This window comes from Bacillus bruguierae (assembly GCF_037104725.1).
Classification (GTDB): Bacteria; Bacillota; Bacilli; order Bacillales; family Bacillaceae_G; genus Bacillus_A; species Bacillus_A bruguierae.
Map to the genome: position 1 here is coordinate 55,074 of NZ_JBAWSX010000002.1, position 11,814 is coordinate 66,887.

General features: G+C 36.9%; 9 protein-coding genes. All 9 read left to right on the plus strand.

The window, feature by feature from the left end:
- Nucleotides 1-102 precede the first annotated feature (102 nt).
- Complete coding sequence (locus tag WAZ07_RS04395; RefSeq protein ID WP_336471483.1) at nt 103-2,490, plus strand: immune inhibitor A domain-containing protein; 2,388 nt, start codon at nt 103-105, stop codon at nt 2,488-2,490.
- Nucleotides 2,491-2,891: 401 nt separating this feature from the next.
- Nucleotides 2,892-4,259 carry an aldehyde dehydrogenase gene (locus tag WAZ07_RS04400; protein WP_336471484.1) on the plus strand — a complete coding sequence of 456 codons (1,368 nt, stop codon included), beginning with the start codon at nt 2,892-2,894 and terminating at the stop codon, nt 4,257-4,259.
- Between the two features lie 257 nt (nt 4,260-4,516).
- On the plus strand, nt 4,517-5,500 hold the full coding sequence (locus WAZ07_RS04405; RefSeq protein ID WP_090915218.1) for an ABC transporter ATP-binding protein: 984 nt from the start codon (nt 4,517-4,519) through the stop codon (nt 5,498-5,500).
- On the plus strand, nt 5,497-6,342 hold the full coding sequence (locus tag WAZ07_RS04410; RefSeq protein ID WP_336471485.1) for an ABC transporter permease: 846 nt from the start codon (nt 5,497-5,499) through the stop codon (nt 6,340-6,342). The genes WAZ07_RS04405 and WAZ07_RS04410 overlap by 4 nt, the downstream gene beginning before the upstream one ends.
- A 6-nt stretch (nt 6,343-6,348) precedes the next feature.
- A complete protein-coding gene (locus WAZ07_RS04415; RefSeq protein ID WP_336471486.1) occupies nt 6,349-7,149 on the plus strand; it encodes an ABC transporter permease in 801 nt (266 codons plus the stop codon).
- A 103-nt stretch (nt 7,150-7,252) separates the two neighbouring features.
- Entirely contained in the window at nt 7,253-8,305 is a 1,053-nt protein-coding gene (locus WAZ07_RS04420; protein ID WP_336471487.1) for a polyamine ABC transporter substrate-binding protein, read from the plus strand.
- A 60-nt stretch (nt 8,306-8,365) separates the two neighbouring features.
- On the plus strand, nt 8,366-9,013 hold the full coding sequence (locus tag WAZ07_RS04425) for a phosphatase PAP2 family protein (RefSeq protein ID WP_336471488.1): 648 nt from the start codon (nt 8,366-8,368) through the stop codon (nt 9,011-9,013).
- An 85-nt stretch (nt 9,014-9,098) separates the two neighbouring features.
- Nucleotides 9,099-11,297: an MMPL family transporter gene (locus tag WAZ07_RS04430; RefSeq protein ID WP_336471489.1), complete on the plus strand. Its 2,199-nt coding sequence runs from the start codon at nt 9,099-9,101 to the stop codon at nt 11,295-11,297.
- 104 nt (nt 11,298-11,401) lie between these two features.
- Nucleotides 11,402-11,812, plus strand: coding sequence for a histidinol dehydrogenase (locus WAZ07_RS04435; RefSeq protein WP_090915229.1), 411 nt, complete (start codon nt 11,402-11,404; stop codon nt 11,810-11,812).
- Nucleotides 11,813-11,814 lie beyond the last annotated feature (2 nt).

The following is an 11,814-nucleotide window of genomic DNA, read 5'->3' on the forward strand; positions in this document are numbered from 1 at the left end:
TTTTTCAAAAACATTACAAATTAAGACAATATATTGTGAATTTATAGAATTTTTATTATTATCAAAACATTGGTACATATTTGAGTTTGGGGAGGAATAGGGATGAAGAAAAAACCTTTTAAAGTGCTGTCTACGCTTGCGGCGACAGCTGTGCTTAGCTGCACATTTGGGTTTGGAGGCCAATCTGTTTATGCGGCAACACCGTCTAATGTAGTACCTTCAAGTCCAGTCGACGATCATTTAATTCCTGAGGAGCGTTTAGCAGAAGCGTTGAAAAAGCGCGGTGTAATTAGTGATTCTGCGTCGAAAGAAGACACATTAAAAGCAGTTGAAAAATACGTAGAGAAGAAAAAAGGCGAAAATGCTGGAAAAGAACCAGCAGCGGGGGATAATGTTACGCAAGAAGCTTCTAACTTTTTGAAAAAAGTTAAAGATACAAAAGCGGATGCAAAAGAAAAGGCAAATCAGCCTGCTGGTGGTCCGGTAGCTGGACAAGAGCCGGTTAAAGGGGGATTAAACGGCAAAGTACCAACTAGTTCAGCGAAGCAAAAACAATATAATGGTGATGTTCGTAAAGATAAAGTACTTGTATTACTAGTAGAATATGCTGATTTTAAACATAACAATATTGATCAAGAACCTGGTTATATGTATACAAATGATTTTAATCAAGAACATTATCAGAAAATGTTGTTTGGTGATGAGCCGTTTACATTATTTGATGGATCAAAAATTGAGACATTTAAGAAGTATTATGAAGAGCAATCCGGTGGTAGTTATACGGTAGATGGAACAGTAACAAAGTGGTTAACAGTTCCAGGTAAAGCTGCGGATTACGGGGATGATGCTGGCAGTGGTCATGACAATAAGAGCCCGTTAGGACCAAGAGACCTTGTAAAAGATGCGTTAAAAGCAGCAGTGGATAGCGGTTTAAACTTAGCTGATTTTGATGTGTTTGATCAATATGATATGGATGGTGATGGCAATAAAAATGAGCCAGATGGACTTGTTGACCATCTAATGGTACTTCACGCTGGTGTTGGACAAGAAGCTGGTGGAGGTAAATTAGGAGATGACGCAATTTGGTCACATCGCTGGACAATTGGACCAAAACCATATCCAGTTGAAGGTACAGAAGCAAAAGTTCCATATTGGGGCGGCAAAATGGCGGCGTTCGATTACACAATTGAGCCAGAAGATGGAGCAGTTGGTGTATTCGCGCATGAGTTTGGTCATGATTTAGGTCTTCCTGATGAGTATGATACACAGTATACTGGTGCAGGTGAACCAGTTCAATCTTGGTCCATTATGAGCGGCGGCAGCTGGGCAGGTAACATTGCAGGTACAACGCCAACAAGTTTCTCTCCGCAAAACAAAGAGTTCTTTCAAAAGAACATTGGTGGAAACTGGGCAAACATTGTAGACGTTGACTACGATAAATTAAATCGCGGTATCGGTTTTGCGACATACTTAGATCAAAGTGTTTCAAAAACAAAACGTCCTGGTCTGATTCGTGTAAACTTACCAGACAAAGATGTAAAAGGCATTCCAGCAGCATTTGGTAAACAGTACTACTATAGTACAAAAGGTGACGATCTTCATACGACATTAGAAACACCGCTATTTGATTTAGCGAATGCAACAAATGCAAAGTTTGATTACAAAACGCTATACGAAATTGAAGCAGATTATGATTTCCTTGAAGTATATGCGGTTGCGGAAGATGGAACAAAAACGTTAGTTGATAAAATCGGTGACGAAAGTGTGAAAGGCAACATGGATACAACTGACGGTAAATGGATAGACAAGTCATATGACTTAAGCCAATTTAAAGGTCAAAAAGTAAAATTAGTATTTGAATATATTACAGATGGTGGTTTAGCGCCGAACGGTTTTACTCTTGATAATGCTACATTAACTGTAGATGGAAATGTTGTGTTCTCTGATGATGCAGAGGGCGATGCAAAATTAAAATTAAATGGCTTCGTTGTATCAAACGGTTTTGATAAGAAGAAGCATAACTACTATTTAGAGTGGAGAAACTATGCTGGTGCTGATGAAGCGTTACAATATGGCCGCGGTCCAGTGTATAATACAGGTCTTGTTGTATGGTATGCAGACTCTAGTTACACAGATAACTGGGTTGGGGTTCATCCTGGAGAGGGATTCTTAGGTGTTGTTGATTCTCATCCAGATGCAATTGTGGGAACATTAAATGGTAAACCAACTGTTGCAAATAGCACACGATATCAAATTGCAGATGCTGCGTTCTCATTTGATCAAACGCCAGCGTGGAAAGTTGTATCTCCAACACGCGGAACATTTGATTACAAAGGGCTACCAGGTGTAACGAAGTTCGATGATTCTAAATCGTATATGAACAACTTAATCCCAGATGCAGGACGTAAAGTGCCGAAGCTTGGATTAAAATTTGAAGTAGTTGGACAAGCAGATGATAATTCTGCAGGTGCAGTTCGTTTATATCGTTAATAATGGAGAAGCTGTTGAAGGGGATTCCTTTCAACAGCTTTTTTTATAGGAACATAGTAACTACTCAGTCACTCTATGAAAAAACGATAGAAAAGCATTTTTTTAAGTGGTCGAGAGGGACTGGCTATGTATAGTAGCGGTCAGGGCCTTTTCCTGCCACGCGCAAAGTTTGAAAACAAAGAAAGGCAGCGAGGTGTAGGTTCATTTTTATCTTCATGGCAGCAATTATAGGTAAGCGTATTTTCGCTGGAATTATACTCCTTACCAAACTTCTAAATGAAATGTATGGCTGAGTAGTTACGGAACATAAATAATAAATTTTTACATATCAGTTCATTTTTTAATAAGAAGAAACAAGAAATGTATTATAATATATGGTGAAGTAAAGGGGGGGAAGCTTTATGACAATTGCTTCTATTGTGGAAAGACAAAAATCCTACTTTTATAGTGGGAAAACAAGAGGAATAGATGAAAGAAAGCAACAGTTACGAGCATTATATGAAAGCATTCAGCGCTATGAGTCTGAAATTTTTCAAGCGCTAAAGCTGGATTTAAATAAATCAGAGCATGAATCATATACAACAGAGATTGGATATACATTAAAAGAAATTTCTTTTATGATAAAGAATCTTTCTAAATGGAGTAAACCAAAGCGTGTGAAAACGGCAATGACTCATATTGGATCAAAAGGGAAAATTATTCCGGAGCCGTATGGCGTAACGTTAATAATTGCCCCGTGGAATTATCCATTTCAACTGGCGATTGCTCCGTTAGTTGGAGCTATTGCAGCTGGAAATACGGTTGTTTTAAAACCTTCAGAGTTAACACCAAATGTTTCTAGAGTTCTTGTGAAAATATTAACGGAGTTATTCCCATCTGAGTTTGTCGCTGTGATGGAAGGCGGCGCCGAGGTGAGCACAGCTTTGCTGAAGGAACCGTTTGATTATATTTTCTTTACTGGTAGTGTCGGAGTTGGAAAAATTGTTATGGAGGCAGCTGCAAAACAATTAACACCTCTTACACTTGAGCTTGGCGGCAAAAGTCCGTGTATTGTACATAAAGATGCAAAGCTTGATGTTACAGCGCGGCGAATTGTATGGGGGAAATTTTTAAATGCGGGGCAAACGTGCGTTGCACCTGATTATGTATACGTTCACTCTTCTATTAAAGATCAATTTATAGAAGAAATGAGAAAAGCTGTGCATGAACAATATGGAGAGAAGCCATTGCAAAATGAAAAGTATGTTCGCATTGTGAGCAGGCGTCATTTTGAAAGATTGTGTTCATTTTTAGAGGACGGCCAGGCTGTAATAGGTGGGAATTATGATCAAGATAAACTATTAATTGAACCTACAGTACTGACAGATGTGACATGGAATGATGCTGTTATGGAAGATGAGATTTTTGGTCCCATTTTACCATTATTAGAGTATGATCATATAGAAGATGTCATAACAACTGTTCAGCGTCATCCGAAACCACTTGCACTATATGTTTTTTCTGAAGAACGAGATTTGCAAAAGCAAGTGACACAATCTATTTCCTATGGAGGCGGTTGTATTAATGATGTTGTATATCATCTAGCAACGCCGTATTTACCATTTGGTGGTGTTGGTCAAAGTGGATTGGGCAGCTATCACGGAGAGCAGAGTTTTCAAGCATTTTCACATTATAAAAGCATTTTGTCTCAATCGACAACGTTTGATATGAAAATTCGCTATTCTTCTACAAAAAGTGCTTTAAAATTCATTCGAAAATTGTTAAAATGATGATGGTGTTTATCAATTGGTTCGTCCGTATGATAAAAACCCCTTCAACACGAAGGGGTTTTTCTATTCAAGGTGTGTATCGTGTAAAATTGAAGCAGACATATTACATAAAGTGAAGCTTCTATCAGTGGCGTGCATTCACCACTAATCACGCTTGTATTACGTGATTAAACGTTTAGATTGAAGCAAAGTTATTGCATATAGAATACTTGGGTTATTTATGAATATCAAAAATATGAGGTAGATAGGAAGAGAAGATGAAAAATATTATTAAGGTCGAAGCAGTAGAAAAACATTTTGGAAATCAAGTTATTATTCCGCCTCTTTCTTTAGACATTAAAGAGGGCGAGTTTTTAACAATTCTTGGTCCGAGTGGTTGTGGGAAAACGACATTACTTCGTATGATTGCTGGTTTTGAGAAACCGACAAAAGGGGTAATTTCCCTTGATGAAGAAACGATTAATGATTTACCGCCTTATAAACGTCATATGAATTTAGTATTTCAACATTATGCACTGTTTCCGCATATGACTGTTGAGAAAAATATTCGCTTTGGATTAAAGATGCAAAAGGTTTCTGAAGCGGAGCAGCAAGAACGTGCTGAGGAAGCGATACGTTTAACACAATTAACAGAATTCCGTAATCGGAAACCAGCTAAACTTTCTGGCGGACAACAGCAGCGCGTGGCAATTGCACGTGCAATTGTGAATAATCCTCGTGTGTTGCTATTAGATGAGCCGTTAGGAGCACTAGATTTTAAGCTTCGAAAAGATTTACAGCGTGAATTGAAAAACTTACAACGAAATCTTGGGATTACGTTCATTTATGTGACGCATGATCAAGAAGAAGCGATGAGTATGAGTGATCGCATTGTAGTTATGAACAAAGGTCACATTGAACAAATTGGAACACCAAAAGAAATCTATCACAAGCCAGAAACGTTGTTTGTTGCGACGTTTATTGGAGAAAATAATATTATTCAAACAGGAGAAAACTATGTAGCAGTACGCCCAGAAAACGTGAAAGTACGTTCCGTGGAAGAATCATCTACTGAAGGGTATCAATTTGGCCATATTGAAGATATCGAATTTGTTGGAAATATGGAGAAGTTATATATTCGGGATGAGAAAACAGGCGAGTTGTTGATGGCGTATCAAAGCGCAGAAGAAGCGAAGCAGTGGAACATTGGTGACAATGTGTATGTAGGTTGGGAAAAAGAGGATGAGGTGACCTTAAATTGAAAAAAGGGAAATTACTTGCATTACCTACAGTTGCCTGGTTGCTGATCTTCTTCTTAGTACCTCTCTTGTTTGTGTTAGCTTTTGCATTTTTACAGCGCGGGACGTACGGAACAGTTGAGATGAGCTTTACGTTAGAGAATATTAAACGTGTATTTGATTCGCTCTATATGGAGACGTTATGGGAAACAGTAAAAATTGCTGTTATTACAACAGTACTTTGTTTATTGATTGGGTATCCGTTCGCCTATACGGTGACGATTGTTGATCGTAAATGGCGTTCTCTTTTACTGCTTCTTGCTACAATCCCGTTTTGGATTAACTTTTTAGTTCGCTCGTATGCTTGGATTGTTATTTTACGTTCACAAGGGCTTGTCAATACGCTATTGCTGAAATTAGGTATTATTAGCGAACCTTTAAACTTACTATACAATACACCATCTGTTATTTTAGGGATGGTATATTCACTCTTACCATTTATGATTTTGCCTGTATATGCAGCGATTGAACAACTTGATAAGAGAAAATTAGAAGCGGCATATGATTTAGGGGCAACACCGCTTAAAGCATTTTTGCATGTAACAGTTCCAATGACGATGTCAGGAATCGCGACAGGATCGATTTTAGTATTTGTGTCATCTATTGGGATGTTCGTTGTATCAGACGTTATGGGTGGTTCGAAAGTTGCATTAATCGGAAATGTAATTCAAAATCAGTTTTTAGGTGCACGTGATTGGCCGTTTGGGTCAGCGTTATCGATGATTGTTGTGTTATTCTCCGTTCTGTTAATTTACTTATATTATCGGGCTACGAAAGTATATAACTATGGAAACGGAGGGGAATAAACGAAGATGAAAAAGTTTTTAGTCACTTATTCTTGGCTAATTTTATTGTTTCTTTATTTACCAATGATGGTACTTATGCTATTTTCGTTTAATGACTCACGTATTAATGCGGAGTGGAAAGGCTTTACACTTCATTGGTATACAGATTTATTTCAAAAACAGGATGTAATTGATGCACTTATAAACAGTTTGACGATTGCAGTTGTCACGACAATTGTCTCTACACTGTTAGGTGTGTTAATCGCAATTGCTTTACATCGTTATAAATATCATTTTGAAGGTGCAATTAACGGACTTGTTTATTTACCAATTCTCATTCCAGATATTTTAATGGGATTATCGCTTTTAATTTTGTTTAGTCAACTTGGGATTGAACTTGGACAAATGACAATTATTATTGCCCACATTACATTTAGTATTTCATTTGTCGTTGTCGTTTTATCAGCAAGACTTTCGGGTATGGGGCGCGACTTAGAAGAAGCAGCAAATGATTTAGGAGCAACACCGTGGCAAACGTTTCGTTATGTAACGCTACCAGGACTTGCACCGGGGATTATTTCAGCGGCATTATTGACATTCACGTTATCGATTGATGATTTTGTGATTAGTTTCTTCGTATCAGGTCCGGGCTCAACAACATTGCCACTGTATATTTACAGTATGGTAAAACGTGGTATATCACCTGAAATTAATGCATTGTCGACAATTTTAATTGTTGTAATTGTCGGATTAATGCTTGCTTCTGAAATGTTCCGTAGCAAAGGTACAGATGGAGAGGGAAATTCAGGCGGCCATCTTCCATTGTAATAAAGTGAAACTTTAATCAGTGGGAGTATTACTGTCCACGAATAGCGGGATAAATGACCGAGTAAAAGATGAAGGATTAAGTTCAAACTAGGAGGGAATGCAAATGAAATGGATGAAAGTAGTCGCAAGTACTGCACTTACTTTCGGAATTGCTGCTGGTGTGTTAGCTGGATGTGGCGAAAAGAAAGAAGAATTAAATATTTATAGCTGGGCTGATAACTTTGATGAGCAAGTTATTAAAGACTTTGAAAAGAAATATGACGTGAAAGTAAATTATGATAAATATGCAAGTAATGAAGAAATGCTTGCGAAATTACAAGCAGGCGGTGCAAAGTATGATTTAGTTCAACCGTCTGACTATATGGTAAAAACAATGACAAAAATGGATTTGTTAGAACCATTAGATAAAAAGAACATTCCGAATGTAGAGAATCTCGTTTCAAACTTTAAGACACCTCCATTTGATCCGGAAAATAAGTATTCAATTGTGTATACATGGGGTGTAACGGGCATTGCTTATAATAAAAAACATGTGAAAGAAGCGCCAACAAGTTGGGCTGATTTATGGAATGAAAAGTATAAAGGACACGTGGCATTATTAAATGATTCTCGTGAAGTACTTGGCATGGGGCTTAAGAAACATGGTTTTTCAAATAACTCAACAAATGATGCGGAGTTAAAAACAGCTTTTACAGATCTTCAAAAATTATTACCAAATTTATTAGCGTTTGATACAGATAATATTAAACAACAATTTATTACTGAAGAAGCATGGATCGGTACAGTATGGTCCGGAGATGCGGCGTTCATTGCAAAAGAGAATAAAGATGTTGAATACGTAGTTCCAAAAGAAGGCGGTACGATTTGGGCAGATACATTAGCAATTCCAAAAGGTGCAAAACATAAAGAGCTTGCAGAAAAATTCATTAACTATTTAATGGATCCTAAAGTTAGCGTGAAAAACTATGAATCCATTGGATATAGTAATCCAAATGAAAAGGCTCGTTCTCGTCACAGCAAAGAGTATCAAGACAATCATATGATTTTCTTGACGAAAGAAGAGCTAGATCGTACAGAATGGCTTGTCGATGTGAACGGAAAATTAAAAGAGTATGATCGTTACTGGACAGAACTGAAAACAGGAAAAGAAAAGTAAAAAAAAGCGCGATTTCTTAGCGGAAATCACGCTTTTTTTTATGGTAGGAGGAACTTGATTTTGAAAAAGAAATTACATATGTATGAGATTGTATGCACCGTACTTTTGCTTTGTGCATTTAGTATCATTACGTGGAAAATACGTTCAGGCGGAGTAACGACAGTTGATGAGTATGTGAAAGGAATGGTAACAGGGCTTCAAACAGAATCATCACTTACGTTTTTTCGTTATGTTACAAAGCTTGGTTCTGGAATTGGGATTGTAATTGTGTTAGCGGTAAGTCTGTTCTTTTTTTTGAAGAAACGTTATTATGTAGCGATGGTCATATATCCTCTTTCTATTCTTAGTACACATCTTATGAATAAAGGAATTAAAGCGATTGTGAAAAGAGATCGGCCGACTATTAACGAGGCGTTAGATGCCCTCGGATATAGTTTTCCAAGTGGACATGCGATGTTATCGATTGTTACGTATGGATTTCTTGCCTATATTATCGCAGCAAACGTAAAAAGTGTAGCAGCAAAATGTTTTGTAACGATAGTAGCCATTGTATTTATTGTCTTAATTGGACTAAGCAGGATTATTTTATCCGTGCATTATCCAACTGATGTTTTAGCAGGTTATTGTATGAGCGGTATATTACTTATTATCGCTATTTATTTACACCGTTTCTATTCAGCGCGTTTTCAAGCGAATGAAGAGCGTTAAGAAAAGCGATCCTTTTTTCATAAACGAGAGAGTGGATATGATACACTAAGAGAAAGAATATGAGAAGAGGAGTAGGTGAGACTCTGTGAAAACAACTGTACATAAAGTAGATATGTGGGGAAAAATTGGCGCTTTGGTATATCGATTTCGATATACAACAATTGCGCTATTAATATTGCTAGCTGCGCTACTTGGGATATTTGCACCGAAGCTTCCTGGTGTATTAGGCGGAGATGGATTTCAAACACAAGGTGACTATCAAACGACAAAAAAGATACTCGATAAAGATTTTAAACAGTCACAAGATGCATTGTTACTCGTCTTTCAAAAAGAGAAAGGTGTATCACAGCAAAAATTTATCGAGAGAATTGATGAGGTTGTAAAAAAAATTCAAAGAGAAGAAACGTATGAGTCTTTTCATCAGCCGATCGAAAATAAAACAATGCTGAAGGAAGATATTGCTTATGCCACAATTTTATTTTCCGGGAAAACAAGTAAAGAGCGGATGGAAAAAACGTTAGCATTTGCAAAGGATATTCAAAAAGAAAGTAACGGGGAGGTAAAAGTATCTCCAACTGGATATCCGGTTATTAATGATGAAATCAATACGAGAACACAAAATGATTTGAAAGTAGCAGAAATGATTGGGCTGCCAATTGCGTTTTTGGTGTTATTACTTTCTTTTGGCAGCTTCTTTGCATCAGTTTTGCCTATTTTAAACGGGGCACTAAGTGTTATTAGTACGATGGGAATTTTATATTTTGTCGGAGAACAAAAGGAACTTTCTATTTTTGTACTGAACGTGGCGCCGATGATTGGGCTTGCTTTATCCATTGATTTTGCTCTTTTATTCGTGAATCGTTTCCGAGAAGAGCTGGCATATCGTTCTGTTAAAGAAGCGATTATGGTTACTTATCAAACGGCGGGACGCGCTATTATTTTTTCAGGTTTATGTGTATTTGTTGGTTTGTCCGGTTTGTTCTTTTTCCAAATTGATTATATTCAAGCTGTCGCCATTAGCGGGATGATCGTCGTAATCATGAGTATTTTATTTTCATTAACGATGCTTCCGGCGTTGTTAGCTTTAATGGGGAAACGGTTATTAGGAAAGAACCAAAATGTTCAGCGCACAGCACTAATGTGGCGTAAATTTGCACAGTTTGTAATGAAATATCCAATTGTAATGACGATTGCAGTATTTACATTTATTATTATTTGTTTATTGCCGCTTCGCGGTGCAGATTTACAGTTCCCTGGTGTAGAGGCATTACCTGAGAAAAGTGAGGCACGCACTGCCTATGAACATTATGAAGATGCATTTAATAAAACGGTAAAAACCCATGCAGATGTGACACTTGTTATTGAAACGAAAGGAAATATCACAGAAAAAGAAAATTTACAAAAATTTCAAAAGGTTGTGCAGAAACTAAAGAATGATAAAGATGTATATGAAGTGAAAAGTTTATATGAACAACTTGGAAATATGACTGCAGAACAGTTAACAGCAACGTTACAATCACCAAATCGTACACAAATAGAACCGGCATTAGAGGCGTATGTGAAAGGGAATAAGACAACGATTGGAATTGTTTTAGATACAAAACCAAGAACAGAAAAAGCAAAGCAATGGGTCCGAGAGTTTAAAACAAACTATAAAACGGAAAATATAACATATTATCTAGGCGGAATGACAACTTTCCAGCAAGAATTAGAAGATGAAATTAAAGACAAAGTTGTTGTGGGTATGTCTGTTATTTTTGCGTCAACGTTTCTGATTTTATTACTAGCGTTTCGTTCGCTCCTTATTTCAATTAAAGCAATTGTGATGAATGTGCTTAGTTTAAGTGCAACGATTGGAATTGTCATTTGGCTTTTTGAAGGAGGTCATTTTGGATTAGAACAAAGTTCGGTATTATTTGTGTTGCCAATTTTTATTTTTGGGTTAGTATTTGGATTAAGTATGGACTATGAAGTATTTCTTATTTCACGTATTCATGAATTATACGGAGAGACGAGAGATAACGATTATGCAACGTTAGAAGGATTAGTGTCAACAAGCAGGATTATTACGTCAGCTGCGTTAATTATGATCGTTGTTACAGGTGCATTTGCTTTTACCGATATTTTGCCTGTGAAACAGATGGGACTTGGTGTTGCGCTAGCTATATTCCTTGATGCAACCATTATTCGATTAATCCTTGTGCCAAGTTTAATGAAAATGTTTGGCGAGTGGAACTGGTGGCTTCCATTTACCAAAAGGAAACAGAAAAAAATGCATGAATAAGTATCTCTCATCTTATAGGTGAGAGATACTTGTATGAATAGCTTTACCCCATTTTAGCGAATAGTATGAGATAAGGAGATTACATATAAGAGTGGGGGAAGGCAATGTTTCGTTATTTTAAATTTAAATTGAATGATAATGTACAATTTGCAGAAAATGATGGGCATATGTATCGCATTGTCGGCTATCGGTTAGAAAAAGGTTTTTATTCAAAAGAGACACATATTATTTATGAATTGCTGCGCGAGTTTGATGGATATACACTCGATGCAGAAGAAAGTGAACTTGTGAAAGTCATTCAAGTAGACGAGGAATATTATAAAATTCGTGATATGGGAGAATACCGTTATCCTGTTAAACTAAAAACATCGCTGAAAAAAAATAATCATAAAACGATAGACCAATTATTAGATGCTTACAATGACTACAAGCGGTTAGCTGAATTTTTTCAAGATTTATCATATGAAAGAAAAGCTGAAGAAATGTTGCAGGAAATGAAAAGGCTTCGTGCATAAAG

Coding starts and splice junctions, on each gene's coding strand:
- WAZ07_RS04435 (WP_090915229.1), top strand. CDS start 11,402: ATGTTTCGTTATTTTAAATTTAAATTGAATGATAATGTACAATTTGCA.
- WAZ07_RS04395 (WP_336471483.1), top strand. CDS start 103: ATGAAGAAAAAACCTTTTAAAGTGCTGTCTACGCTTGCGGCGACAGCT.
- WAZ07_RS04420 (WP_336471487.1), top strand. CDS start 7,253: ATGAAATGGATGAAAGTAGTCGCAAGTACTGCACTTACTTTCGGAATT.
- WAZ07_RS04405 (WP_090915218.1), top strand. CDS start 4,517: ATGAAAAATATTATTAAGGTCGAAGCAGTAGAAAAACATTTTGGAAAT.
- WAZ07_RS04400 (WP_336471484.1), top strand. CDS start 2,892: ATGACAATTGCTTCTATTGTGGAAAGACAAAAATCCTACTTTTATAGT.
- WAZ07_RS04415 (WP_336471486.1), top strand. CDS start 6,349: ATGAAAAAGTTTTTAGTCACTTATTCTTGGCTAATTTTATTGTTTCTT.